This window comes from Kitasatospora albolonga (genome assembly GCA_002082585.1).
Classification (GTDB): Bacteria; Actinomycetota; Actinomycetes; order Streptomycetales; family Streptomycetaceae; genus Streptomyces; species Streptomyces stephensoniae.
The window spans coordinates 1,353,726-1,379,489 of the sequence record CP020563.1 but is presented as its reverse complement, the minus strand read 5'-3'; the positions used below and the strand labels follow the sequence as shown (position 1 = coordinate 1,379,489).

The 25,764-nt window shown below is 69.7% G+C and carries 24 protein-coding genes, 1 rRNA gene and 1 pseudogene; 16 read left to right on the top strand and 10 right to left on the bottom strand.

Going from position 1 to position 25,764, the window contains the following annotated elements; translation table 11 throughout:
* Window positions 1–202: 202 nt before the first annotated feature.
* From B7C62_05900 to B7C62_05890, 3 genes are all read left to right on the top strand, one after another.
* The gene (locus B7C62_05900; GenBank protein ID ARF71841.1) at window positions 203–922 is read left to right on the top strand and encodes a 3-oxoacyl-[acyl-carrier-protein] reductase; all 720 of its coding nucleotides are present in this window, start codon (window positions 203–205) and stop codon (window positions 920–922) included.
* Window positions 923–927: 5 nt separating this feature from the next.
* Window positions 928–1,695 carry an enoyl-[acyl-carrier-protein] reductase gene (locus B7C62_05895; GenBank protein ID ARF71840.1) on the top strand — a complete coding sequence of 256 codons (768 nt, stop codon included), beginning with the start codon at window positions 928–930 and terminating at the stop codon, window positions 1,693–1,695.
* A gap of 169 nt (window positions 1,696–1,864) precedes the next feature.
* Window positions 1,865–2,236, top strand: a complete 372-nt coding sequence (locus B7C62_05890; GenBank protein ID ARF71839.1) for a hypothetical protein — start codon at window positions 1,865–1,867, stop codon at window positions 2,234–2,236.
* Window positions 2,237–2,273: 37 nt separating this feature from the next.
* Here the strand turns inward: B7C62_05890 and B7C62_05885 are convergent, their stop codons facing one another.
* Complete coding sequence (locus B7C62_05885; GenBank protein ID ARF71838.1) at window positions 2,274–2,948, bottom strand: GntR family transcriptional regulator; 675 nt, start codon at window positions 2,946–2,948, stop codon at window positions 2,274–2,276.
* Window positions 2,949–3,079: 131 nt separating this feature from the next.
* On the opposite strand from B7C62_05885, the gene B7C62_05880 reads away from it, so the two are divergent.
* The 3 genes from B7C62_05880 (at window position 3,080) to B7C62_05870 (ending at window position 5,688) form a co-directional block, all read left to right on the top strand.
* Entirely contained in the window at window positions 3,080–4,537 is a 1,458-nt protein-coding gene (locus B7C62_05880; GenBank protein ARF71837.1) for an MFS transporter, read from the top strand.
* Between the two features lie 294 nt (window positions 4,538–4,831).
* The gene (locus B7C62_05875) at window positions 4,832–5,053 is read left to right on the top strand and encodes a hypothetical protein (protein ARF71836.1); all 222 of its coding nucleotides are present in this window, start codon (window positions 4,832–4,834) and stop codon (window positions 5,051–5,053) included.
* A gap of 116 nt (window positions 5,054–5,169) precedes the next feature.
* The gene (locus B7C62_05870) at window positions 5,170–5,688 is read left to right on the top strand and encodes a phosphohistidine phosphatase (GenBank protein ARF71835.1); all 519 of its coding nucleotides are present in this window, start codon (window positions 5,170–5,172) and stop codon (window positions 5,686–5,688) included.
* Between the two features lie 246 nt (window positions 5,689–5,934).
* On the opposite strand, the gene B7C62_05865 is transcribed toward B7C62_05870, so the two are convergent.
* Window positions 5,935–7,221, bottom strand: a complete 1,287-nt coding sequence (locus B7C62_05865) for a phosphoserine phosphatase SerB (protein ID ARF71834.1) — start codon at window positions 7,219–7,221, stop codon at window positions 5,935–5,937.
* Between the two features lie 277 nt (window positions 7,222–7,498).
* Between B7C62_05865 and B7C62_05860 the strand changes: the two genes are divergently transcribed.
* The gene (locus tag B7C62_05860) at window positions 7,499–10,147 is read left to right on the top strand and encodes an ABC transporter ATP-binding protein (GenBank protein ID ARF71833.1); all 2,649 of its coding nucleotides are present in this window, start codon (window positions 7,499–7,501) and stop codon (window positions 10,145–10,147) included.
* 131 nt (window positions 10,148–10,278) lie between these two features.
* On the opposite strand, the gene B7C62_05855 is transcribed toward B7C62_05860, so the two are convergent.
* The 3 genes from B7C62_05855 to B7C62_05845 all read right to left on the bottom strand — a co-directional run bounded on the left by B7C62_05855 (window position 10,279) and on the right by B7C62_05845 (window position 13,363).
* Entirely contained in the window at window positions 10,279–11,043 is a 765-nt protein-coding gene (locus B7C62_05855; protein ARF71832.1) for a lytic transglycosylase, read from the bottom strand.
* 272 nt (window positions 11,044–11,315) lie between these two features.
* On the bottom strand, window positions 11,316–12,377 hold the full coding sequence (locus B7C62_05850; GenBank protein ID ARF71831.1) for a queuosine biosynthesis protein: 1,062 nt from the start codon (window positions 12,375–12,377) through the stop codon (window positions 11,316–11,318).
* A 263-nt stretch (window positions 12,378–12,640) separates the two neighbouring features.
* Window positions 12,641–13,363, bottom strand: coding sequence for a short-chain dehydrogenase (locus tag B7C62_05845; GenBank protein ID ARF71830.1), 723 nt, complete (start codon window positions 13,361–13,363; stop codon window positions 12,641–12,643).
* Between the two features lie 242 nt (window positions 13,364–13,605).
* Between B7C62_05845 and B7C62_05840 the strand changes: the two genes are divergently transcribed.
* The 3 genes from B7C62_05840 to B7C62_05830 all read left to right on the top strand — a co-directional run bounded on the left by B7C62_05840 (window position 13,606) and on the right by B7C62_05830 (window position 15,774).
* Window positions 13,606–14,751 (top strand): diguanylate cyclase, encoded by a 1,146-nt coding sequence (locus B7C62_05840; GenBank protein ID ARF71829.1) that lies wholly within the window; start codon window positions 13,606–13,608, stop codon window positions 14,749–14,751.
* Window positions 14,744–15,388 carry a DNA-binding response regulator gene (locus B7C62_05835; GenBank protein ARF71828.1) on the top strand — a complete coding sequence of 215 codons (645 nt, stop codon included), beginning with the start codon at window positions 14,744–14,746 and terminating at the stop codon, window positions 15,386–15,388. Before B7C62_05840 ends, B7C62_05835 begins: the two co-directional genes overlap by 8 nt.
* Window positions 15,389–15,522: 134 nt before the next feature.
* Entirely contained in the window at window positions 15,523–15,774 is a 252-nt protein-coding gene (locus B7C62_05830) for a chaplin (protein ID ARF71827.1), read from the top strand.
* 405 nt (window positions 15,775–16,179) lie between these two features.
* Here the strand turns inward: B7C62_05830 and B7C62_05825 are convergent, their stop codons facing one another.
* A complete protein-coding gene (locus B7C62_05825) occupies window positions 16,180–16,971 on the bottom strand; it encodes a hypothetical protein (protein ID ARF71826.1) in 792 nt (263 codons plus the stop codon).
* A gap of 159 nt (window positions 16,972–17,130) precedes the next feature.
* Here B7C62_05825 and B7C62_05820 point away from each other — a divergent pair, with 159 nt between their 5' ends.
* From B7C62_05820 to B7C62_05805, 4 genes are all read left to right on the top strand, one after another.
* Window positions 17,131–17,928, top strand: coding sequence for an iron ABC transporter ATP-binding protein (locus B7C62_05820; protein ARF71825.1), 798 nt, complete (start codon window positions 17,131–17,133; stop codon window positions 17,926–17,928).
* A 160-nt stretch (window positions 17,929–18,088) separates the two neighbouring features.
* Entirely contained in the window at window positions 18,089–18,517 is a 429-nt protein-coding gene (locus B7C62_05815; protein ID ARF71824.1) for a hypothetical protein, read from the top strand.
* Window positions 18,518–18,632: 115 nt separating this feature from the next.
* The gene (locus B7C62_05810) at window positions 18,633–19,661 is read left to right on the top strand and encodes a hypothetical protein (protein ID ARF71823.1); all 1,029 of its coding nucleotides are present in this window, start codon (window positions 18,633–18,635) and stop codon (window positions 19,659–19,661) included.
* Between the two features lie 84 nt (window positions 19,662–19,745).
* Window positions 19,746–20,513, top strand: coding sequence for a hypothetical protein (locus B7C62_05805; GenBank protein ID ARF71822.1), 768 nt, complete (start codon window positions 19,746–19,748; stop codon window positions 20,511–20,513).
* A gap of 132 nt (window positions 20,514–20,645) precedes the next feature.
* On the opposite strand, the gene B7C62_05800 is transcribed toward B7C62_05805, so the two are convergent.
* The 3 genes from B7C62_05800 to B7C62_05790 form a co-directional block, all read right to left on the bottom strand.
* Window positions 20,646–21,158 (bottom strand): HNH endonuclease, encoded by a 513-nt coding sequence (locus B7C62_05800; protein ID ARF71821.1) that lies wholly within the window; start codon window positions 21,156–21,158, stop codon window positions 20,646–20,648.
* 138 nt (window positions 21,159–21,296) lie between these two features.
* Complete coding sequence (locus B7C62_05795) at window positions 21,297–21,842, bottom strand: hypothetical protein (GenBank protein ID ARF71820.1); 546 nt, start codon at window positions 21,840–21,842, stop codon at window positions 21,297–21,299.
* 108 nt (window positions 21,843–21,950) lie between these two features.
* Window positions 21,951–22,733, bottom strand: a complete 783-nt coding sequence (locus B7C62_05790; GenBank protein ARF71819.1) for a sporulation protein — start codon at window positions 22,731–22,733, stop codon at window positions 21,951–21,953.
* Window positions 22,734–22,830: 97 nt separating this feature from the next.
* Here B7C62_05790 and B7C62_05785 point away from each other — a divergent pair, with 97 nt between their 5' ends.
* Window positions 22,831–23,475: a 3-methyladenine DNA glycosylase gene (locus B7C62_05785; GenBank protein ARF71818.1), complete on the top strand. Its 645-nt coding sequence runs from the start codon at window positions 22,831–22,833 to the stop codon at window positions 23,473–23,475.
* 212 nt (window positions 23,476–23,687) lie between these two features.
* On the opposite strand, the pseudogene B7C62_05780 reads toward B7C62_05785, so the two are convergent.
* Window positions 23,688–24,027, bottom strand: a pseudogene (locus tag B7C62_05780) (hypothetical protein).
* A gap of 151 nt (window positions 24,028–24,178) precedes the next feature.
* Between B7C62_05780 and B7C62_05775 the strand changes: the two are divergent.
* A 16S ribosomal RNA gene (locus tag B7C62_05775) occupies window positions 24,179–25,712 on the top strand.
* Window positions 25,713–25,764 lie beyond the last annotated feature (52 nt).

Genomic DNA, 25,764 nt, shown 5'->3' with positions numbered 1-25,764 from the left:
CCATGCGGAAGGTGCGGACAGCCGGGGATATCGCGGGCACGTGTGCCCGGCACGCAACCGTGCGGACTGTAGGAACCCCACAGCACCCCGGACAAGCCACTGTCAGGGCCCGATTCCCCGATCGGCGCACGGTACCGATAGGTTTTCGACGTACCAGACCGCCAGGCACCGTGCCCCACATCGCCAAGGAAAGAGTGATCCGTTGAGCCGCTCGGTTCTCGTCACCGGAGGAAACCGGGGCATCGGCCTCGCCATCGCCCGCGCCTTCGCCGACAACGGCGACCAGGTCGCGATCACCTACCGCTCCGGCGAGCCTCCCCGGGAGCTCACCGACGCGGGTGTCCTCGCGGTCCGCTGCGACATCACCGACGCCGAGCAGGTGGAGCAGGGCTACAAGGAGATCGAGGAGAAGCACGGTCCCGTGGAGGTGCTGGTCGCCAACGCCGGTATCACCAAGGACCAGTTGCTGATGCGGATGTCCGAGGAGGACTTCACCTCCGTCGTCGACACCAACCTCAACGGCACCTTCCGGGTCGTCAAGCGCGCCAACCGCGGCATGCTGCGCGCCAAGAAGGGCCGCGTCGTCCTGATCTCCTCCGTCGTCGGCCTCCTCGGCTCGGCGGGCCAGGCGAACTACGCCGCCTCCAAGGCCGGACTCGTCGGGTTCGCCCGGTCGCTGGCCCGTGAGCTCGGCTCGCGGAACATCACCTTCAACGTCGTCGCCCCCGGTTTTGTCGACACCGACATGACCCAGGTGCTCACCGAGGAGCAGCGCGAGAGCATCGTGTCCAAGGTGCCGCTGGGCCGCTACGCGCGGCCCGAGGAGATCGCCGCCGCCGTGCGTTTCCTCGCCTCCGACGACGCGTCGTACATCACTGGAGCCGTCATCCCCGTTGACGGCGGATTGGGCATGGGTCACTGATCACCATGAGCGGAATTCTCGACGGCAAGCGCATCCTCATCACCGGGGTGCTGATGGAGTCGTCCATCGCGTTCCACGCCGCGAAGGTGGCCCAGGAGCAGGGGGCCGAGGTCATCCTCACGGCCTTCCCCCGCCCCACCCTGACCGAGCGCATCGCCAAGAAGCTGCCGAAGCCGGCCAAGGTCATCGAGCTGGACGTGACCAACCAGGAGCACCTGGACCGGCTGGAGGGCCTGGTCCGCGAGGAGCTCGGCTCGCTCGACGGTGTCGTCCACTCCATCGGCTTCGCGCCGCAGGACGCGCTCGGCGGCAACTTCCTGAACACGCCGTTCGAGTCCGTCGCCACCGCGATGCACGTCTCCGCGTTCTCGCTGAAGTCGCTGGCCATGGCGTGCAAGCCGCTCATGAGCGAGGGCGGCTCGATCGTCGGCCTCACCTTCGACGCCCAGTACGCCTGGCCGCAGTACGACTGGATGGGCCCGGCCAAGGCCGCCCTGGAGGCCACCTCCCGCTACCTCGCCCGTGACCTGGGCAAGGACGGGCTGCGCTGCAACCTCATCTCCGCCGGTCCGCTCCGCTCCATGGCCGCCAAGTCCATCCCGGGCTTCGAGGAACTGGCCGACGTCTGGAACACCCGCGCCCCGCTGGCCTGGGACATGAACGACCCGGAGCCGGCCGGCCGCAGCATCGTCGCCCTGCTCTCCGACTTCTTCCCGCGGACGACGGGCGAGATCATCCACGTCGACAGCGGCGTGCACATGATGGGCGCCTGACCGCGCACCGCCCCCCGCTGAACGGCCCCCGGCCGCGTCACCCCCGTTCCGGAGGTGGCGTGACCGGGGGCCGTCGCCGTGCGTGGTCGCTCCGGTCGAAAAGTCGGCCGATCCACCGCAGAATGTGGAGGAACCGGACTTCTTGTCAGGCTGCGGGAGGGAGATCGCTGTGCGCCCCACGCGTCGCCGGACCCGTCTCCTGCTGGCCGCGTCGGTGGTCGTCGCCGCACTCGCCGTACCCCTGGGAGTCCATGTCGCCAGCGGCGCCGACTCCGGTACGCGGGCGGAGCCGCCGAGACCTGAACCGGCCGGCTCCGAGTGCCGTACGACGATCGAGGGCTCCCGGGTCGTCGCGTACTGCCACAACCCCTACCCCTCCACCGACCTGGTCCAGCTCCACACCGAGTGCGTCCGCTGGTGGGACGTGGACGCGGACGGCGCGGCCGTCGAGGTGGCGCCGGGGCGGACCGTACGGCTGGAGGACCGCTGCTGGAAGGAGATCGCGACCGCCTGGGTCAGCCACCGCCCGGCGCCGGTGTGAGTGACATCGAGGAGCCCTGCTGTGAGCGGCCTGAGGGCTACACCTGGTCCACCAGGCAGTTCAGCGCATGGCTCGCCGCCTCGGCCGCCGCCGTCTCCGCGTCCCCCGCCCGGATCGCCTCCACCAGCCGCGCGTGATCCATATGGTTCTCGGGGCGCAGCTCGGGACCCACGTCACCGCGCAGATACTCGCGCAGCAGATCCCCCAGGTCCGCGTAGAGCTCGGTCAGGACGTCGTTGTGCGAGGCCGCGACGACCGCCAGGTGCAGCGTCGCGTCGGCCGCGACGAACGCCTCCGCGTCCCCCGAGGCCCACGCCTCCTCCCGGCGCGCCATCAGCGTGTCGAGCTGCCGCAGATCACGCTCGGTACGGCGTACGGCGGCGAGCCGCGCGGCCGACGACTCCAGCGTCGAGCGCAGCTCCGCGATATGGCGCGGATCGGCGGCGGCGAAGCGGCGGTGCATCACCCCGGCCAGCTCGCTCGTGGCGATCACATAGGTGCCCGAGCCCTGCCGGATGTCCAGCAGCCCGTTGTGCGCCAGGGCCCGCACCGCCTCGCGCACGGTGTTACGGGCCACGCCGAGCTGCTCGACCAGCTCCGGCTCGGTCGGAATCCGTGAGCCGACCGGCCACTCGCCCGAGGTGATCTGGTTGCGCAGCTGTGCGATCACCTGGTCGGCGAGTGCCGAACGCCGTGGAGACGTCAGCGCCATGGTGCTCCTTGCTCGTGAGCGGGGCTGTGAAGCGGGAAAAGTGTCCGGGCGAATTCTCTCAGGGGAACCGGTGGTTCCGGCGGCTCCGGACGATTGGACAATCAATCATCCCATGATTCTATGATGGCATCATGCCGGACGACGAAACCCAGACCCAGACCCAAGCCCAGATTCAGACCTTGGACCGTGGCGCAGCGAGCCGTGGCGCCACCGTGCGCACCCCCGCCGCCCGTTCGGCGGCCCCGCTGCTCCCCGGAGCCGCCGAGGCCCCGGCCCCCTGGCTGCTGCGTCTGATCGCCGTCGGGCTCGTCCTGGCCGCCCTCAACCTCCGCCCCGCCATCACCAGCCTCGGCGCCCTCCTCGAAGAGGTTCGCGAGGGGCTGCACATGAGCGGGAGCGTGGCGGGCGTACTGACCTCCGTACCGCCGCTCTGCTTCGCGCTCTTCGGGGTCATGGCGCCCCGCCTCGCCCGCCGCTTCGGCGCGGGCTCCGTCGTCTGCGCGGGCATGGCGGCCATCGCGGTCGGCCTGGTGATCCGCCCGTACATCGGCTCCACCGCCGGGTTCCTGGCCGCCAGCGCCCTGGCCCTGATGGGCATCGCCGTCAGCAACATCCTGATGCCGGTGATCGTCAAGCGCTGGTTCCCCGACCGCGTCGGCACCATGACCGGCCTCTACTCCATGGCCCTGGCCCTCGGCACCGCCCTCGCCGCCGCCGTCACCGTCCCGCTGACCGGCGCGATGGGCGGGAACTGGCAGTCCGGGCTGGCGATCTGGGCCGGACTGGCCGCGCTCGCGGTGCTGCCCTGGATCATCCTCGTACGGGACCGGACCCCGGCGCCCGGGCAGGCGGCCTCCGGACAGTCGGCCTCCGGACGGGCGAGCTCCGGGCAGTCGGCCTCCGGACAGGCAGGCCCCGGGCAGTCAGCCGCGACCGGTAAGGGCACGGACTCCGGCCGGACCGCTTCCGGTACGGTCGCCGCTGCTGCCCGTCCCGCCGACGCGCCGGGGCTCCGGATCACCCGCAGCCGGACCGCGTGGGGGCTCGCCTGCTTCTTCGGGCTCCAGGCGACCGCCGCGTACATCACCATGGGCTGGATGCCGCAGATCTTCCGGGACGCGGGGGTCCCGGCAGGTACGGCGGGCGTCCTGCTCGCGGTCACCATGGCGATGGGTGTACCGCTCGCCTTCGTCATCCCCCGGGTCGCCGGCCGGCTCAAGCAGCAGGGCCCCATCGTCGTCGTCCTCGGCCTCTGCGGCCTGATCGGTTACGGGGGCCTCTACCTGGCCCCGGCCGCCGGTGCGTGGGCCTGGGCGCTGCTGCTCGGCATCGCCAACTGCGCCTTCCCGCTCGCCCTCACCATGATCGGGATGCGCTCGCGGACCGGGGCGGGCGTGGTCCGGCTCTCCGCCTTCGCCCAGTCCACCGGCTATCTGCTCTCGATCCCGGGCCCGCTGCTCGTCGGCGTGCTCTACCAGCACAGCGGCGGCTGGGGGCTGCCGATCGCCCTGATGGCGGGGCTGATGATCCCGCAGATGGTGGCCGGGGTGCTGGCCGGGCGGGACCGGACGATCGAGGACGAGTGCTGAGATGCGAGACTGGACCCATGCCAGTGCTCGATCCGCAGCCCAAGAACGGTCAGAAGAAGCTCCTCCTCGTCTTCGGGGGGATGCTTCTCGTCACGGTGGTCATCGGGGTGATCGCCTCGATCGCCTCACCCTGACGCCCGGCGACTCCGCCCCTCCGCCGCCCGTGCTGGGGTTTGCCCCACCGTCCCCTAGGGGGCAGGCGTCAGGGTGAAGTGGGTGGATCACCGGATGGGCCCGGCCCGGCTCCTTCCGTAGGTTCTTCGGTAACGAACCGAACATCCCACGGAGGCGGACATGCCGGTCCCCGCGCACCCCAGGCCCCAGGTCAAGGCCGCCTCCCGGCCCGCCGCCGACCGTGCGGAGATACGGCTGTCCTGGTGGGCCGTGACGCTCCCGGCGGTCGCGTTCGCCGCCCTGCTGCTCATGGTCATGAGTCCGGGGCAGGCGCAGGCGGCCACCGCCGACCCCGCGCTCGGACGCCTGATCGAGCACACGCTCCACCTGCTCGCCCGCTGAGGCCCGCACCGCGCCGAACAGACCGCCGAACACACCCCGGACCAGCACGTCAACCTTCCGGATGAGCCCGTCAACACCCTGCGCCAGAGGCCGCGTTTCATGCGAAGCTGAGGTGTATGAGCGTCGAGACACCTCGCAGGATCGTCCTTCTCAGGCATGCCAAGGCGGAATGGTCGCAGTCCTCCGACCATGAGCGCCCGCTGGCCGAGCGCGGTCGCAAGGACGCGCCCGTGGCCGGCCGCAGGCTCGCCGACTCCGGCATCGACTTCGACCTGGCCCTGTGCTCCAGCGCCGTCAGGACGCGGGAGACCTGGAAGCTGGCGGTCCACGAATTCGCCCAGCGCCCCAGGACCGTCTACGAGGAGAGGCTGTACGAGGCATCCCTCGGCGAACTGATCGCCCTCTTCAACGAGACCCCGGACGAGGTCCGCAACCTTCTGGTCATCGGCCACAATCCGGGGATGCACGGGGCCGCCGACGCCCTCTCCGGCTCGGCCGAGGGCGACACCCTGGCCAGGATGACCCGGGACGGCTTCCCGACGGCCTCGTACGCCGTGGTGGAGTTCCCCGGCTCCTGGAAGAGCGTGGAGCACGGAGCGGGCCGACTCGTCGAGTACTGGACGCCGAACGACTGAGCGCCCAGCTCCCGCTGAACCCATGAACGCGCAGGGCCCCGGCACATCACCCGTGCCGGGGCCCGCTTCCGTACGACTCCGTACGCTCCCGGGACCGATGGCTCCGTACGCTCCACGGAACCGCCGCTTCCCCGTACGTTCCCGGGACCGACGGCTCCGTACGCTCCAGGGCCGCCGCTTCCGTACGCTCCCGAACCCCGAGCCCGTACGCTCCCGGGGCTGACGGCGGCGACTCGCGCCCCGCCGTCAGTCGACGAGGCCGTCCGCCGCCTCGACCTCTTCACGGGTGATGCCGAGCAGATAGAGCACGGTGTCCAGGAACGGCACGTTCACCGCCGTGTGCGCCGCCTCGCGGACCACGGGCTTGGCGTTGAAGGCGACGCCGAGTCCCGCCGTGTTCAGCATGTCGAGGTCGTTCGCCCCGTCCCCGATGGCCACCGTCTGCGCGAGCGGCACCCCCGCCTGTTCGGCGAAGCTCCGCAGCAGCCGAGCCTTCCCCGCCCGGTCCACGACATCGCCGACGACCCGTCCGGTGAACTTGCCGTCCACCACCTCCAGCGTGTTGGCGGAGGCGAAATCGAGGCCGAGGCGCTCCTTCAGATCGTCCGTGACCTGGGTGAAGCCGCCCGAGACGACGCCCACCTGGTACCCGAGGCGCTTCAGCGTACGGATCAGGGTGCGGGCACCCGGCGTGAGCCGCACCTCGGTGCGGACCTTGTCCACCACCGAGGCGTCCAGCCCCGCCAGCAGCGCGACCCGGGCGTGCAGCGACTGCTCGAAGTCCAGCTCGCCGCGCATCGCCTGCTCGGTGACCTCGGCGACCTTGTCCTCACAGCCCGCGTGGGCCGCGAAGAGCTCGATCACCTCGTCCTGGATGAGCGTGGAGTCCACGTCCATGACGACCAGGCGCTGGGCCCGGCGGCTCAGCCCGGCCGAGACCACCGCGACGTCCACGCCGATCTCCGCGGCCCCGGTCGCCAGCGCGGTCCGCAGCTCCTCGGTCCCGGTCCCCGACACCGCGAACTCGACGGCGGTGACCGGGTACTTCGCCAGCCGGAAGATCCGGTCGATGTTCCCGCCGGTCGAGGTGATCCTGGCCGCTATGGCGGCGGTCGACTCCGCGGTGAGCGGGTGCCCCAGCACGGTCACATGGGAACGGCCGTCGCCCCGGGGCCGGTTGTCACCGGTACCCGAGATGATCTCGGCCTGGAGCTTCAGGGAGTCGGCCCAGCTGTGCACGGTCGCCCGCAGGTCGCCCTCGGTCGTCCCGCCCGCCGTGGGCGAGGTGACCAGGGCGCACAGCACGATGCGCCCCCGCGTGACGACCTGCTCGATGTCCACGACGTCGACGGAGTACGCGGCGAGGGTGTCGAACAGCCCGGCGGTGATACCGGGGCGGTCCTTGCCGAAGATCTTGACGAGCAGGGTGGGGGTGCTGTCCACAAGGTCCGGGGGAGGGTTCACGGGAAGGTCCACGGGGTTCCCCTGGAGCTCGGGGGAGGAGGGAGGCCGAGGTGGCTGAGATGCGCTCATGGTGTTCCCACCGTATCGGTCACCGGCCCCGCTCCGGCCGTCCGTCCCGAGTGCCGGACGGAAAGGTACGGGGCTTTCCGCCAGGAGTCCTCTCTGCAACGGGATCACCCGGATTGACCGGGTCAGGAGCGCTAAGTTCTCTTCCTGTCTCCTTGTCCGCTTCGGGGCCCGTCTTCACCGGCCCGACTTTCGGATAAGGGACTGGTCCTGGAATAGTTCCCCACGATGTTCAGCATCCCTAGACTCCCTGCGACGGGGGTAACTCGGGGGACAACTAGTGGGGCGCGGAGTGCCGGAACTCGTACTGGAATTGAATGGCAGCACCTGGACGCTCGATCCGTCCAGGCCGTACACCCTCGGACGTGATCCGCAGGGGGACCTGACGATCGACGACGCCAGGGTCTCGTGGCGGCACGCCACGATCAGCTGGGACGGCCGGAGTTGGTCCATCGAGGACCACGGCTCCACCAACGGCACCTATGTCCAGGGCCGTCGGATTCAGCGGGTGGAGGTCGGGCCCGGCGCCGCCGTGCACCTGGGCAACGCCACCGACGGACCGCGGCTGAATTTCGTCGCTGCTGCCGGTGCGGGCGCCCACGGCGGCCAGCCCGCCGCCCACCAGGCCCCCGCGCAGCCGCACCACCAGCCGCAGCCGCACCAGCAGCACGCGCAGGCCGGTGGCGCCTGGCCCGGACAGCAGGCGCCCGCCCAGCACCAGCCGCTCGCGCACCAGGCCCCGCCCCAGCACCAGCACCAGGCCCAGCAGCACCAGGCCCCGCCCCAGCAGGCGTGGCCGCAGCAGGCACAGGAGCCCCAGCAGCAGGCCCCGTACCAGCAGGTTCCGCATCAGCAGGGTCCGGCACAGCCCGCCGCCCCGGTCCACGGCGGCGCGGCGGGGGCGCCGCCGGTCTACGGCGACCGCAGCCCGACCACGTTCCACCAGCTCTCGCTCGGCCGGGTCATGCGCATCGGCCGTGCGCTGGAGAACGAGCTGGTCGTCTCCGACCTCCAGGTCTCCCGCAACCACGCCGAGTTCCACGCGACGCCCGACGGCCGGTTCGAGATCCGTGACCTCGGCTCGCACAACGGCACGTACGTCAACGGTCTGCCGCTCCAGAAGTCCGGTACGGCGCTCATCGGCCCGAACGACATCGTCGGCGTCGGCCACTCCACGTTCCGCCTGGTCGGCGACCGGCTGGAAGAGTTCGTCGACACCGGCCAGGTCTCCTTCTCGGCCCGCCACCTCACGGTCACGGTCGACGGCGGGAAGCAGATCCTCAAGGACGTCTCCTTCGGCGTCCCGGAGAAGTCGCTGGTCGCGGTCATCGGCCCCTCCGGCTCCGGAAAGTCCACCCTCCTCAAGGCGCTCACCGGCTACCGGCCCGCCGACGAGGGTGACGTCCTCTACGACAACCGGAACCTGTACAAGCAGTTCGCCGAGCTGCGCCAGCGCATCGGTCTGGTCCCGCAGGACGACATCCTGCACAAGGAACTGACCATCACCAAGGCGCTCAAGTACGCGGCCAGGCTCCGCTTCCCCGCCGACACCACCGAGGCCGAGCGCCAGGCCCGGATCACCGAGGTCCTCGCCGAGCTCAAGCTCGACATCCACAAGGACAAGAGGATCACCTCGCTCTCCGGCGGCCAGCGCAAGCGGGTCTCGGTCGCCCTGGAGCTGCTGACCAAGCCGTCGCTGATCTTCCTGGACGAGCCGACCTCCGGCCTCGACCCGGGCATGGACCGCGATGTCATGAAGCTGCTGCGCGACCTCGCCGACGACGGCCGTACCGTGCTCGTCGTCACGCACTCCGTGGCCGAGCTGGCCATCTGCGACAAACTGCTCGTGATGGCGCCCGGCGGCGCCGTCGCGTACTTCGGTCCGCCGGAGGAGGCGCTGAACTTCTTCGGCTACAGCACCTGGGCCGACGTCTTCTCCGCCTTCGAGAACTACCGCGACTACGACTGGGCGGGCCGCTGGCGCGGTTCGCAGCACTACCAGATGTACGCCGCCGACATCGACGCCGTCGCCGCGCAGTCCGTCCACATGCCGCCGCCCCAGCAGATGCGGCCGCCCAAGCAGCAGAGCTGGGGCACGCAGCTGTGGACGCTGGTGCGCAGGTACACCTCCGTCATCGCCTCCGACAAGGCGTTCCTCGGCCTGATGGTGGCGCTGCCCGCGGTGATCGGTGTGCTGGCCGCGGTCATCCCGGCGGACTTCGGACTGGCCGCGCCCACCCCGCCGGTCCAGTTCAACGGGAAAGCCGGAATGATCCTGCTGATCCTCGCGGTCGGCATCTGCCTGGCGGGCTCGGCCAGCTCCGTACGAGAACTGATCAAGGAACGCGTCATCTACGAACGGGAACGGGCCACCGGCCTCTCCCGCTCGGCCTATCTGGTCTCCAAGGTGATCGTGCTCGGCGTGATCACCGCCTTCCAGAGTGTCATCCTCTGCGGGATCTGCTTCGCCGCCCGTGACCTGCCGGCCGAGGGCCTGTTCCTGCCTCCGGCCGTCGAGATCTGCATCTCCATCGTGGCGCTCGGCCTGACCTCGATGATGTTCGGCCTGATGATCTCCGCGCTGGTCAAGACCTCCGAGATGACCATGCCCCTCCTGGTCATGTTCGCGATCGTTCAGCTGGTGTTCACCGGAGTCCTCTTCCAGGTGTACGGGACGCCCGGCCTGGAACAGTTCACCTGGCTGATGCCGTCGCGCTGGGGCGTGGCCGCGGCCGGCACCACGCTGGACCTGGCCAACCTGATGCCGCCGTGGGACCCGAAGAACCCGACCGACCTGGACCCGCTCTGGGAGGCCACGGCGACCCAGTGGGGGATCAACATCTTCGTCCTGCTGGCGCTCGGCCTGGCCTGCGCGTTCGTGGTCGCCCGGCTGCTGCGCCGCCACGAGCCCGAGGTCATGCGCAAGTAGGGCCGTACGGGAAGCACATACGGAACGGTCACGCACGGGGATCGCGTACGGAACGACGCCGAGGCCGGCACCCCGCGGGGTGCCGGCCTCCGGCATGCGTACGGCTGGGATCGGCCCCGGTACGGCTGGGCTCAGTACGCGCTGTTGACGTTGTCCATCGAGCCGTAGCGGTCGGCCGCGTAGTTGCAGGCGGCGACGATGTTGGCGACCGGGTCGTACAGGTCCTTCTTGGTGCCCTTGACGTGGTACCGGTCGAAGGTCGGCTGGATCACCTGGAGCAGGCCCTTGGAGGGGACGCCGTTGCGGGCGTTGATGTCCCAGTTGTTGATCGCCCAGCGGTTGCCGCTGGACTCCCGGATGATGTTGCGGTGGATGCCCTCGTAGGAGCCGGGGATGCCTTCCTTCTTCATGATCGACATCGCCTCGCGAATCCAGCCGTCCAGGTTGTTGGCGTAGACGGGCTTGCGCGCGGTGGAGCGGCTGGCGGCCTCGGACTCGCGCTTCTTCGCGTCGGCCTTGGCCTTGGCGGCCTTCTCGGCCTTGTCCTTCGCGTCGGCGGCGGCCTTGGCCTTCGCGGCCTTCGCCTTCGCCTCGGCGGCTGCCTTCGCCTTGGCGGCGTCGGCGGCCTTCACCAGCTGCTCGGCGGTGGAGTGCTTCTCGATGAGGCTGTCCTGCACGGCCTTGGTCTGCGCGGTCTTGGCCTGCGCCGCGCCCGCTCCGGTGAACGCCACGGGTGCGGCCGCGCCCGCTGCCTGCGGGGAGACCTCGGCCTTGTCGTTCGACGGGACGAGCGAGAAGGTCAGGGAGGCGACGGCCAGGGCCGACACACCGGCCACGGAGATCTTCTGGACCTTGTTCAGACGACGGAGACGGCTGGGAATGCGAATCGCAGACATGTAGGGCTACCTCTTCGAATGCTCAGGTGTCCTCACGGAGGACGAGACCGGAGGCGGCGATACGCACCTCCGTCGGGGACGAGAGCAATTCTTAGCGGCAGCAAAATGCCGTGGCAAAGGTGTGACGTACGAAGCCGGGTAGTGGAACAGGGTCCTGTTCGTCCGAAATGAGCCCTGGTCATGCCTGCCCAAATCGCCCTTTTGGGTCCACTAGGTGCGTTCGTAAGTGATGTGGGCCCTATGCCCGGGCTCACATCGGTGACGTAACAGGCTCACCGTTCGTTGCTTGAGCAATCCGGAGTGTTACGTTCCTCATCCGGCAGGATGAGGTGGACGTCCCCGAACTCGTGCCAGAGGTAGCGCCGCTCCACCGCCGCCTCGTACCCCCGGCGCAGCGCCTCACGGCCCGCCACCGCCTCCAGCATCAGCAGATGCGAGGCCGCGGGCTCGTGCAGCCCGGTCAGCAGCCCGTCCACCACCCGCACCCCCCGGCGCGGCGTCACCACCAGGTCCGTCCAGCCCGCGACCGGCCGCACCGCCCCGTCCGCGTCCACCGCCGACTCCAGCGCCCGCACCGCCGTCGTACCGACCGCGACCACCCGGCCGCCCGCCGCCCGCGCCGCGTTCACCAGCCACGCCGTGGTGGCCGGTACCGCGAACCGCTCCGGGTACGGCGGCTCGTGCGCCTCCGCCGACGCCACCCCCGTATCCAGCGACAGCGGGGCGAACTGCACCCCGCGGCTGACCAGCTCCGCCACCAGCGCGGCCGTGAAGGGGCGCGCCGCACTCGGCATCTCCGCCGAACCGCCCCCGTCCGGTGCCTGGACCGCGAACACGGTCTGATAGGCGGAGAGCGGCTGGTCCCGCTCCGTGTACCCGTACCGGATCGGCCGCCCGTACCGCCGCAGCAGCTCCGGCACGTCCCGGCCCACCCGCGCCCACCACAGCCGCGCCCCCACCACGGGACCCAGCGGCTCCTCCAGCACCAGCTCCCGCCCGCCCGGCAGCCGCACCAGCCCACCGGCGGGCCCACCGGGACGCGGCACGGTGGCCCCCGACGCGCCGGGAGCCCGCAGCTCCACGGCCCACCGCCCGTCGTCGCCCCGCGTGGAGAAGTGCACGACGACCCGCTCACCGCCCAGCCGCCCGTTCACCGCCGCAGCCAGGGTCGCGGACGTGTTCACCACCAGCACGTCCCCGGCCCGCAGCTGCCCGGCCAGCTCCCGGAACGCATGGTGCGAGACGGCTGTCCCCCTGGTCACCAGCAGCCGTACGTCATCACGCCCGGCCCCCCGCTGCTCGGCGGGCACCCGAGCCGAGAGCTCGGGAGGCACGCGCAGAACCTCCAGAGGCGACGCCCCTGCGCCGCCGTCCGGCTCCCGGACCCCACGGCTCCGCGCCGGGGCGCCGTTGTCGCCCTCTGCTGAAGCGCCATGGCCGTCCAGCGGGGTGTTACGGCCTTCCTCCGGGGCTTCCCGGCCTTCCTCCGGCGCTCCCCGCCCCTCCTCCAGGACCCCACCACCTCCGGCCGGAACCTCACACCCCTCCGCCGGAGCCCCACCGCCCCCACCCCGCCGCGTCGTCCCCACCCTGCCGCTCACCGCGCACCCCCGGCCGCCCCCGCCGACTCCTCCAGCAGGGCCGGAGCGGCGAACCGTCCACTGGCCGGCCGCTCCCGCACCAGCCGCAGGAACGCGGGGGCCACGCTCCGCGGCGACGGCCGGGCGTCCCCGTCGTCCGGGACCGCGGCGGCGTACAGATCCGTCGCCATGTCCCCCGGATCGACCGCCCACACCCGCAGCCCCGGCTCCTCCACGCCCAGCACCGCCGCCAGCTGGTCCAGCGCCGCCTTGGACGCCCCGTAACCGCCCCACGTCTCGTACGGCTCCGCCGCCGCGTCCGAGCTGACCAGCACCACCGCCCCCTCGGCGGACCCACGCAACAGCGGCAGTGCTTCCTGTACGAGGCCGAGCGCGGCCACCACGTTGGTCTCCAGCGCCCGCCGCAGCCCCTCCAGCGGTTGCGCCTCCAGCCGGACCAGCGGCTCGGCGCCCAGCACGCTCGCATTGCTCACCAGCAGGTCGAGCCCGCCCAGCTCCCCGGCCGCCGCGACCAGCTCCGCCCGGTGCGCCGCGTCCGTGACATCCCCCGGCACGGCCACCACCCGCGTCCCGTACCGCCCCCGTACCGCCTCCGCCGTCGCCTCCAGCACCCCGGAGGTCCGGGCGTCCAGCACCAGATCCCACCCCTGCCGGGCCAGCGCCTCGGCGAGCGCGCGCCCCAGCCCCTTCGAACCACCCGTGATCAACGCAACCGGCATCGTGACCGTCTCCTCGCACCCTCGGCGTCCACCGGGCGACCCCGGCGCCTCCAACGTAGGAAGCCCCGCTCGCACCGCGCCTCGCCCAGGAGCCGCAACCCGTACCCGGCACTTCGTCCTAGGACCGGGAAGGACCTAGGTCCGGGGACCGAGGAGAGACCGCGCCCGGCCTAGGCCCAGGGCCGCCCGACCGCGGTCCTCGGCCCGATACGGCCCCGTACCCCCGCCGGTACGGTGATCCCATGAGTCATCGCCCCCCGTCGGGCCTCGCCGCGGTGAGTGCCGCGCTCCTCGCCATGAGCCGGCACCTGGAAGTAGGGGACGTCCTCAAGACGATCGTCGCCTCCGCCCGTGAGCTGCTCGACGCCCAGTACGCGGCCCTCGGCGTCCCGGACGACCACGGCGGCTTCGCCCAGTTCGTGGTCGACGGCGTCAGCGACGAACAGTGGAAGGCCATCGGCCCGCTGCCCCGGCAGCACGGCATCCTCGCCGCGATGCTGCACCAGGCGAAGCCCGAACGGCTCGCGGACGTCCGCGCGGACCCCCGCTTCGGCGGCTGGCCCGAAGCGCACCCCGACATGTCCGACTTCCTCGGCCTGCCCATCACGGACGGCGACGAGATCATCGGCGCGCTCTTCCTCGCCAACAAGATGTGCCCCAAGCCCGAGGGCGGCTGCGGCTTCACCGCCGAGGACGAGGAACTGCTCTCGATCCTCGGCCAGCACGCGGCGATCGCCCTCACCAACGCCCGCCTCTACGAGCGCAGCCGCGAGCTGACCATCGCCGAGGAACGCTCCCGCCTCGCCCACGAGCTGCACGACGCGGTCAGCCAGAAGCTGTTCTCGCTCCGGCTCACCGCCCAGGCCGCCGCCGCCCTGGTCGACCGCGACCCGGCCCGTGCCAAGGGGGAGCTCCAGCAGGTCGCCGTCCTCGCGGCCGAAGCGGTCGACGAACTGCGGGCCGCCGTCGTGGAGCTGCGCCCGGCCGCGCTCGACGAGGACGGTCTGATCGCCACCCTCCGCACCCAGATCCAGGTCCTGGACCGGGCCCACGGAGCCGCGGTCACCTTCGAGAGCAGCGGGGTGCGCGCGCTGCCCGCCGCCCAGGAGGAGGCGCTGCTCCGGGTCGCCCAGGAGGCCCTGCACAACGCCCTGCGCCACTCCGGCGCGGAGCATGTGCATGTCGCCCTGGTCCGGCGCGCGAGCGCGACCCTCCTGCGCATCACCGACGACGGCACCGGCTTCGACCCCACCGCCGTCCGGCGGGCGGGCCGCCATCTGGGACTCGTCTCCATGCGCCACCGGGCCAAGAGTGTCGGCGGCAGACTCAGCGTTGATTCGGAGCCCGGAAAGGGCGCCACGATCGAGATGGAGGTCCCCGGTGGCTGACAAGATCATCAGGGTGCTGCTGGTCGACGACCACCAGGTGGTCCGCCGGGGGCTCCGTACGTTCCTGGAGATCCAGGAGGACATAGAGGTCGTCGGCGAGGCGTCCGACGGCGCGGAGGGCGTGGCCCGCACCGAGGAGCTCCGGCCCGACGTCGTACTCATGGACGTCAAGATGCCCGGCACCGACGGCATCGAGGCCCTGCGCAGGCTCCGCCAGCTGGACAACCCGGCGAAGGTCCTCATCGTCACCAGCTTCACCGAACAGCGCACGGTGGTCCCGGCCCTGCGTGCCGGAGCCTCCGGTTACGTCTACAAGGACGTCGACCCGGACGCCCTGGCCGGAGCCATCCGCTCCGTCCACGCCGGACACGTCCTGCTCCAGCCGGAGGTGGCCGGGGCGCTCCTCGCCCACGACGACGGGGGCGGCGGTACGGGCCGGGGGAGCACCCTGACCGAGCGCGAGCGCGAGGTGCTCGGCCTGATCGCCGACGGACGGTCGAACCGGGAGATCGCCCGCGCCCTCGTCCTCTCCGAGAAGACGGTCAAGACCCATGTGTCGAACATCCTGATGAAGCTCGACCTGGCGGACCGTACGCAGGCGGCGCTGTGGGCGGTACGGAACGGGGCTGCGGGCTGAGGCCCCCACCGACGCGGGCTGAGATTCATACTGTCGGGTGGATGTCACCCGAACGGCGCATCTTTCCGGGCTGTACGGCGTTCTCCAGAGCATGCTGCGGCGGCTTGCCGCAGCCTCTCTAGGAGGAACCTGAAGTGAAGAACCTGAAGAAGGCCGCCGCCGTCACGATGATCGCGGGTGGGCTCATCGCCGCCGGTGCCGGTGCCGCCTCCGCCACCGGCCACAGCGGCGCCGACGCCCACGGCGTGGCCGTCGGCTCCCCGGGCGTCGCCAGCGGCAACCTGGCCCAGGTCCCGGTCCACGTCCCGGTGAACGCGGTCGGCAACACGGTCAACGTGATCGGCCTGCTCAACCCGGCCTTCGGCAACCTCGGCCTGAACCACTGACCCCAGGCTCCACGAAGCCGGACGCCCCCCCATGTTCGCGGGCGCGTCCGGCTTTCCCGTTCCCCCTCTCGTCCCCCAGCCCAAGGCCACCCCCACCCGAGCCCGTCCGCCCCACCCCCGCCTGTCCGGCGTTTGAGGACGGACCCCCGCGGCCGGTGCTCCCGGGACCAACAGACCTCCCACCCCGGCGAATCCCACCCCGTCCGCCCCACCCCAGCCCGTCCGGCGTTTGAGGACGGAACCCTGGCGAGGGAGGACCCACACTCGGCGGACCCGGCCACCCCCAGCCCGTCCGGCGCTTGAGGACGGAACCCCCGCCACGGGAACCCCGGGCAGAAACAGGCCCCCGCCCAGGGGGGCACCCCCAACAGCCCGTCCGGCGCCTGAGGACAAAGGCCCGCGGGCCTACCGCCGAACCTCCCCGCCCTCCACATACGCGTTGTACGCCGCCACCAACGCCCGCCGGGCCACCCGCTCCACCGGCCGCAACGCGGCCCCCCGCGCCGCGATCTCCGACGCGCTCACCGCACCCCCGTGCCCGTTCTCGTACGCCACCGAGATCAGCAGCCCCACCCGCTGCGCCAGCTCCAGCACCCGCACCGCCCGCGGCGGATACCCGGGCGCCAGCACATCCCGCCCCCGGCCCCCCTCCGCCCGCGCCCGGTACGCGTCCACCGCCGCCTCCGCCACCGGACCCGAACCGGCCACATCCAGCCGGGACAGCGCCGCCGTCGCATCGCGCAACGCCTCCGCCAGCTCCCGTTCCGCCTCGCCCAGCGACGGCACGTCCGCAGGCGGAGCCTCCCGTACCGGAAGCACCCGCCACACCACCTCGACGTGCAGATCCCCCTCGGGCCCCACCTCGCTCACCTCCGGCACCAGCCCGTACGGCACCCCGTACGCGATCACGGCCTCCTCCGCCTCCAGCGCCCGCGCGTTGAAGTCGGCCGGACCGCTCAGCCCCAGCGGATGCCCCGGCACCGGCAGCGCGACCCGGAAACCCGTCGCCCCCAGCCCCCGCAGCCGGCCGAGCGCCAGCGTGAGCCCGACCGGCCCCGCCTCACCCGGCAGCCCCTCGACGCGGTGCACCGCGTCCTCCCCGACAATCGCGAGAGCCGCGTCGTCCGGCGAGACAAGTCCCGCCAGAAGCGCGTTCCCCCAGGCGGCCAACAACCCTGAACGTGGTTCCTCAAGCATGGGGACAGCCTAGGGAACGGACCGGGAACGTCACCGGGAACGGACCGGGAACGGACCTCACGGCCGGAGCGCTCGCGCGGTGGCGTAGGTTTTCTCCTGGGACTGTGCCCACAGGCACGCGACGATCTCGACGAGACTGCATGGGGAGACAACGCGCTCATGAGCGATGTACTGGAGCTGGTGGACGTATCCGTGGTCCGCGACGGACGCGCTCTGGTGGACGACGTCTCCTGGTCGGTCAAGGAGGGGGAGCGCTGGGTCATCCTGGGCCCCAACGGCGCAGGCAAGACGACGCTCCTCAACCTGGCGTCCAGCTACCTCTTCCCGAGCAGGGGAACGGCCGCCGTCCTCGGCGAGAAGCTCGGCGGCGTCGGCACCGACGTCTTCGAACTGCGCCCCCGCATCGGCATGGCCGGTGTGGCGATGGCCGACAAGCTGCCCAAGCGGCAGACCGTGCTCCAGACGGTGCTCACCGCCGCGTACGGCATGACCGCCACCTGGAACGAGAACTACGAGGCCGTCGACGAGGAGCGCGCCCGCGCCTTCCTGGACCGCCTCGGCATGACCGAGTACCTGGACCGCAAGTTCGGCACGCTCTCCGAGGGAGAGCGCAAGCGCACCCTGATCGCCCGCGCGATGATGACCGACCCCGAGCTGCTGCTCCTCGACGAGCCCGCCGCCGGGCTCGACCTCGGCGGCCGTGAGGACCTGGTCCGCCGCCTCGGCCGGCTCGCCCGCGACCCGTACGCCCCCTCCATGATCATGGTCACCCACCATGTCGAGGAGATCCCGCCCGGCTTCACCCACGTCCTGATGATCCGGCAGGGCAAGATCCTCGCGGCCGGGCCCATGGAGACCGAGCTCACCTCCCGTAACCTCTCGCTCTGCTTCGGCCTGCCGCTGATCGTCGAGCACACCGGGGAGCGCTACACCGCCCACGGCCTGCCGCTCTCCTGAGCGGCAGGCCCACCGGCCGCCGCCCCCCCCCACGGGGCAACAGCCTCAACAGCCCTGGCGCGATCCACGGGGCCAATCCACGGGGCACGTACCGCAGTTGTCCGCAGTTGCCCACCCCTGCGCCCTGTCGGTGACGCACCGACAGTCCTACGATGACCATGTGGACATCGACGCGTGGGTGTGGTGGCTGATCGTCGCGGCGGGGCTGGGCATCCCCCTCGTCCTGACGGCGATGCCCGAGTTGGCAATGTTCGCGGTCGGGGCGCTGGCCGGGTCCGTCACCGCCGCGCTCGGCGGCGGCATCGTCGCCCAAGTGCTGGTCTTCGTGGTGGTGTCGGTGGCGCTGCTCGCCGTCGTCCGCCCGATCGCCGCCAGACACCGGGCCGGACAGACGGGGCACGCCAGCGGCATCGATGCCCTGAAAGGCCGTCAGGCGGTCGTCCTGGAACGGGTCAGCGCCGCCGGCGGCCGCATCAAGCTGGCCGGGGAGGTCTGGTCGGCCCGCTCGCTCGACGACGACCAGGTCTTCGAACCCGGCCGACAGGTCGATGTCGTGGACATCGACGGAGCGACGGCCGTCGTCATGTGAGCGAACGGCGCACGACGCGGCCGCAGTTCTGCGAGACTCGAAGTCGATCATGTCGATCACCGTGTGAGTCGATCACCATGAGATCCGTCGGCAACCGAAGGGCACGAGAGACACGATGCAACCGATCATCATCGTCCTGATCATTCTGGTGGTGCTCGTCTTCATCGCCCTGATCAAGACGATCCAGGTCATCCCGCAGGCCAGCGCCGCCATCGTGGAGCGCTTCGGCCGCTACACGCGCACCCTGAACGCGGGCCTGAACATCGTCGTCCCGTTCATCGACTCGATCCGCAACCGGATCGACCTCCGTGAACAGGTCGTGCCCTTCCCCCCGCAGCCGGTCATCACCCAGGACAACCTGGTCGTCAACATCGACACCGTCATCTACTACCAGGTGACCGACGCCCGCGCCGCGACCTACGAAGTCGCCTCCTACATCCAGGCGATCGAACAGCTCACCGTCACCACCCTCCGCAACATCATCGGCGGCATGGACCTGGAGCGCACCCTCACCTCCCGCGAGGAGATCAACGCGGCCCTGCGCGGCGTCCTCGACGAGGCCACCGGCAAGTGGGGCATCCGCGTCAACCGCGTCGAGCTCAAGGCGATCGAACCGCCCACCTCCATCCAGGACTCGATGGAGAAGCAGATGCGCGCCGACCGCGACAAGCGCGCCGCGATCCTCACCGCCGAAGGCATCCGGCAGTCCCAGATCCTCACCGCCGAGGGCGAGAAGCAGTCCGCGATCCTGCGTGCCGAGGGCGAGGCCAAGGCGTCCGCCCTGCGCGCCGAAGGTGAAGCCCAGGCCATCCGTACGGTGTTCGAGTCCATCCACGCCGGGGACCCGGACCAGAAGCTGCTGTCGTACCAGTACCTCCAGATGCTCCCGAAGATCGCCGAGGGCGACGCCAACAAGCTCTGGATCGTGCCCAGCGAGATCGGCGACGCCCTCAAGGGCCTCAGCGGAGCCTTCGGCAACCTCGGCGGCGGAGTCCCCGGCTTCGACACCAGCGGCAACGGGGGCAACGGCGGGAACGGTGGGAACGGCGGAAATGGGGGCAACGGCGGCAACGGAGGCGGCGCCGGTGTGGTCAACCCCCGTGGCCAGGCCGTCGAACGACGCGAGGAACCCCCGGTCTACTGACCCCTCACCCCCTTCGTGCATGATCAGTGAGGCCCCTCGACCTTCATGGCGGGGAGGCATCACTGACCATCGAAGGAGATGGCCTTGTCCATCTGGGAAATACTCGCCGTCTTCGCGGCGGGCGTCGGCGCGGGCACGATCAACACCATCGTCGGCTCGGGCACCCTGATCACCTTCCCCGTCCTGCTCGCCACCGGCCTCCCCCCGGTCACTGCCACCGTCTCCAACGCCCTGGGACTCATCCCCGGCTCCATCAGCGGAGCCATCGGCTACCGCAAGGAACTGGCAGGCCAGCGCCGCCGCATCCTCAGACTGAGCGCCGGAGCCGCCGTCGGCGGCCTCGCCGGAGCCACCCTCCTCCTCGCCCTGCCCTCCACGGCGTTCGAGACGATCGTCCCGGTCCTGGTCGCCATGGCCCTCGTCCTGGTGATCCTGCAACCACGCATCAGCAAAGCCGTCCGGCGCCGCCGCGAGCGCACCGGCGCCCCCGCCCGCCCCGACGGCGGCCCGCTCCTCTTCACCGGACTGACCCTCGCCAGCGTCTACGGGGGCTACTTCACCGCCGCACAGGGGATCATCTACCTCTCCCTGATGGGCATGCTGGTCGACGACACGATCCAGCGCCTCAACGCCGTCAAGAACGTCCTCGCCGCCGTGGTCAACACCATCGCCGCGCTGTTCTTCCTCTTCGTCGCGGACTTCGACTGGACGGCGGTCGTCCTCATCGCGGTCGGCTCGGCCATCGGCGGCCAGATAGGCGCCAAGGTCGGCCGCCGCCTCAGCCCCACCTTCCTGCGCGCCCTGATCGTCGCCGTCGGCACGGCGGCCATCGTCCAACTGGTGCTCCGCTGACACACGTGGGCCCGCCCCGCAGAGGGACGGGCCCACGCCTACAGCAACAGACGTACGTACGCCGACGAGGCCCCCCACCCCTACAGGGCACCCCGCCCCTACAGGGCAACGCGCCTTTAGCGGCAATCGCCCCTACGCGGCAGCCGCCGCCCGGTCCAGCCACTCGGGCAGCTCCGCCCGGTCACCGGCCCCCATCGCCAGCAGCATCGCCTCGGCGGGGGAGGGGACGAACGGCTGCTTCAGCAGCGGCATCCCCGCCTGCTCCGGCGTCCGGGCCGCCTTGCGGTGGTTGTCCTCGGCGCAGGAGGCCACCGTATTCAGCCAGGTGTCCTGACCGCCCTGGGCACGCGGCACCACATGGTCGACGGTGGACGCCCGCTTCCCGCAGTACACGCACCGGTACTGGTCCCGTACGAGCACACCCCTCCGTGACCACGGAGCCTGTCTTCGGAACGGCACCCGTACATACCGGCAGAGCCTGATCACCCGGGGCACCGGAATGTCCACGGCGGCACCACGCATACGGAGCTCGGGATGCGACTGCTCGACGACGGCCTTGTCCGTCAGGATCAGGACCACCGCACGGTTGAGCGTCACTGTCGACAGCGGCTCGAAGCTCGCGTTGAGAACCAGCGTGTCACGCATCCTGCCCACCTCCCGTGTGCCGCCCGCCCCCTGGCAGGCCCGGATCAACTCTGGCTGGGCAGGCCGCGATGGACAACGCAATAAAAAATGCCCTGCTCTGGTCTCTCCAAGACCAGAGCAGGGCAAACAACAGGCGAACTAATCGGCGGAACCGGCGGCGGGAGCCTCGTACTCACCGATCAGCTGAGCACGCCCCAGCGTGTGGAACCGGAGGTTGAAACCGACCACCGCGGGCGAGGAGTCACTGTCGATACCGAGCGTGTCGGTGTCCACCGCGTACACGGTGAACACATAGCGGTGGTTCTCCCCGGCGGGCGGCGCGGCCCCGCCGAAGTCCTTCGACCCGTAGTCGTTACGGGCCTGGACGGCACCCTCGGGCAGCCCCTCGAACGAACCGCTGCCCGCACCGGCCGGCAGCTCGGTCACCGACGCCGGGATGTCGAAGACCACCCAGTGCCAGAACCCGCTCCCCGTCGGGGCGTCCGGGTCGAAACACGTCACGGCGAAGCTCTTGGCCTCCGCCGGGAACCCCTCCCACCGCAGATGCGGCGAAGTGTTCCCGGACGCAAGCACCTGGGCGTCCCCCAGCACTGCCCCCGGGGCGAGATCCTTGCTCGTCACGGTGAACGCGGGCACCTCCGGATGGAAGTCGTGCGGGAGAGGGGCCCTCTTCGGCTCGGTCACGTCAGCACCTTTCCTGATCGACAGCTCTTGGCCAGGTCTTCCACAGACCTCAACAGATCATGGACGCATTTCGATACCTGCCCCGGGAAGCCTCCGCCGACCCGGCCCCTAGAGCCAGTTGCGCTGCCCGCCGACCTGGGCGAGCCACTGGTTGAGGTACGCGGCCCAGTCGGTCTGCTGGAAGTCGTTCAGACCGACCTTGAACGCGCGGTACGAGTCGCTGCCCTCGCTGAACAGCCCCGGCTTCTTGTCCATCTCCAGGACGACGTCCATCTCGCGGTCGTCCGCGACGAACGTCAGCTCCACCTGGTGGAGACCGCGGTACTGCGACGGCGGTACGAACTCGATCTCCTGGTAGAAGGGCAGACGCTGACGCGAGCCCCGGATGTGACCGCGCTCCATGTCCGCGCTGCGGAAGCGGAAGCCCAGCTGCCCGAACGCGTCGAGGATGGCCTGCTGCGCCGGCAGCGGGTGCACGTTGATCGGGTCCAGGTCCCCGGAGTCCAGCGCGCGGGCGATCTCCAGCTCGGTGGTCACCCCGATGTCCATACCGCGCAGGTGCTGACCGGCGAACATCGTGACCGGCGTCTCCCAGGGGATCTCCAGACCGAACGGCACCACGTGCACCGCCCCCGCCTGCACCTCGAAGGCCCCGCCGAGCCGCACCTTGGCGAACTCGATGTTCTGCTTGGTCTCCTGGTCACCGCTCTCGACCTCGACCCGCGCCCGCAGACCGACGGAGAGCCCCTCGATCTGCTGGGGCACCGACCCGCCCTCGATCCGCACCTCACCCTGCACGACCCCACCGGGGACGACGTTCACCTCGGTGAGCTCGGTCTCCACCGAGGCACCCCCGGCACCCAGACTCGCGAGCAGCCGCTTGAAGCCCATGTTCACTCCTTCTTGGTCCTGACCCCTAGATACGCGCCATGACCGTAGCCGGTTCCCGCTCCCGTCCTTCCGTCCCCTCCCAGTACCCTCGGACGCCATGACCAAGGGCCCCGACCGCACACCGCTCACCCGCGACTTCTTCGACCGATCCGTACTGGAGGTCGCCCCCGACCTCCTGGGCCGCACGCTCGTCCGCCGCAGTGACGAGGGCACGATCGAGATGCGCCTCACGGAGGTGGAGGCGTATGCGGGCGAGGCCGACCCCGGCTCCCACGCCTTCCGGGGCCGCACCGCCCGCAACAGCGTGATGTTCGGCCCGCCCGGTCACACGTACGTCTACTTCACGTACGGGATGTGGCACTGCCTCAACCTGGTCTGCGGCCCGGAAGGCCATGCGAGCGGGGTACTGCTCCGGGCCGGTGAGATCAACGTCGGCGCAGCCCTGGCCCGCGACCGACGTGTCTCGGCCCGCAATGACAAGGAACTGGCCAAAGGCCCCGCCCGCCTGGCCACCGCCCTCGACGTCGACCGGACACTGAACGGCAGCGACCTCTTCACCGGCCCGACCCCCGCACTGTCCGTACTCCACGGCACCCCGCCCCCGCGTGACCAGGTACGCAGCGGCCCCCGCACCGGAGTCGGCGGCGACGGCGCACACCAGCCCTGGCGCTTCTGGATCGAGAACGACCCCACGGTGAGCCCGTACCGCGCCCACGCTCCCCGCCGCCGCAGGCCGAAGTGACGGACCATGAGCGACTTGACGAGCCTTGGGCGGACGCCTAATGTAGTCCGAGCCACTTGACACGGGTACAGCTGTCGGTACGGTCCATCGGACCGGCCCCGGCAAAGCCCGAAGAGGCCAAACCACTACCTACGACTCACCCTGGCGGGTGCGAATTCGGTATGCCCGTAATTCGCTCGACAGGCTCGATTATGAGCTGCCAAGGGAATGGGCTACCGTAGTGAACACGCCGAAAGGCAAGGCCACTCCACAGGCCACCGGAAATCGAATTCGGACCGGAAACGGAACGAAAAAGAGTCTGGTAAAGTTGGAACCGCCGGAAAGGGAAAACGCGAAAGCGAAGAACCTGGAAAGCGCCCCGCTTCGACCGGGGGTCAGGCACTGAAAAGGGTCTGATAGAGTCGGAAACGCAAGACAGCAGGACAAAGAAAAAACTGAAGGGAAGCGCCCGGAGGGGCCCGGTGATACGGGACCGAAGGAAGCGTCCGTTCCTTGAGAACTCAACAGCGTGCCAAAAGTCAACGCCAGATATGTTGATACCCCGGCCTCCACACTCGTGGGGGTTGGTGGTTCCTTTGAAAAGTCCTACCGGCCCGGTTCACGGTGACGGTAGGCAATGAACACAGCGAGGACGCTGTGAACAACGGGTCTTATTCCGACCGGTTGTTCCGCTCTCGTGTGTGTGCACCCGATTACGGGTAAACATTCACGGAGAGTTTGATCCTGGCTCAGGACGAACGCTGGCGGCGTGCTTAACACATGCAAGTCGAACGATGAAGCCTTTCGGGGTGGATTAGTGGCGAACGGGTGAGTAACACGTGGGCAATCTGCCCTTCACTCTGGGACAAGCCCTGGAAACGGGGTCTAATACCGGATAATACTCCTGCCTGCATGGGTGGGGGTTGAAAGCTCCGGCGGTGAAGGATGAGCCCGCGGCCTATCAGCTTGTTGGTGGGGTAATGGCCTACCAAGGCGACGACGGGTAGCCGGCCTGAGAGGGCGACCGGCCACACTGGGACTGAGACACGGCCCAGACTCCTACGGGAGGCAGCAGTGGGGAATATTGCACAATGGGCGAAAGCCTGATGCAGCGACGCCGCGTGAGGGATGACGGCCTTCGGGTTGTAAACCTCTTTCAGCAGGGAAGAAGCGCAAGTGACGGTACCTGCAGAAGAAGCGCCGGCTAACTACGTGCCAGCAGCCGCGGTAATACGTAGGGCGCAAGCGTTGTCCGGAATTATTGGGCGTAAAGAGCTCGTAGGCGGCTTGTCACGTCGGATGTGAAAGCCCGGGGCTTAACCCCGGGTCTGCATTCGATACGGGCTAGCTAGAGTGTGGTAGGGGAGATCGGAATTCCTGGTGTAGCGGTGAAATGCGCAGATATCAGGAGGAACACCGGTGGCGAAGGCGGATCTCTGGGCCATTACTGACGCTGAGGAGCGAAAGCGTGGGGAGCGAACAGGATTAGATACCCTGGTAGTCCACGCCGTAAACGTTGGGAACTAGGTGTTGGCGACATTCCACGTCGTCGGTGCCGCAGCTAACGCATTAAGTTCCCCGCCTGGGGAGTACGGCCGCAAGGCTAAAACTCAAAGGAATTGACGGGGGCCCGCACAAGCAGCGGAGCATGTGGCTTAATTCGACGCAACGCGAAGAACCTTACCAAGGCTTGACATATACCGGAAAGCATCAGAGATGGTGCCCCCCTTGTGGTCGGTATACAGGTGGTGCATGGCTGTCGTCAGCTCGTGTCGTGAGATGTTGGGTTAAGTCCCGCAACGAGCGCAACCCTTGTTCTGTGTTGCCAGCATGCCCTTCGGGGTGATGGGGACTCACAGGAGACTGCCGGGGTCAACTCGGAGGAAGGTGGGGACGACGTCAAGTCATCATGCCCCTTATGTCTTGGGCTGCACACGTGCTACAATGGCCGGTACAATGAGCTGCGATGTCGTAAGGCGGAGCGAATCTCAAAAAGCCGGTCTCAGTTCGGATTGGGGTCTGCAACTCGACCCCATGAAGTCGGAGTTGCTAGTAATCGCAGATCAGCATTGCTGCGGTGAATACGTTCCCGGGCCTTGTACACACCGCCCGTCACGTCACGAAAGTCGGTAACACCCGAAGCCGGTGGCCCAACCCCCTTGTGGGGAGGGAGCTGTCGAAGGTGGGACTGGCGATTGGGACGAAGTCGTAACAAGGTAGCCGTACCGGAAGGTGCGGCTGGATCACCTCCTTTCTAAGGAGCACTTCTTACCAGGCTTCGGTTTGGTCAGAGGCCAGAACACCGGCGAA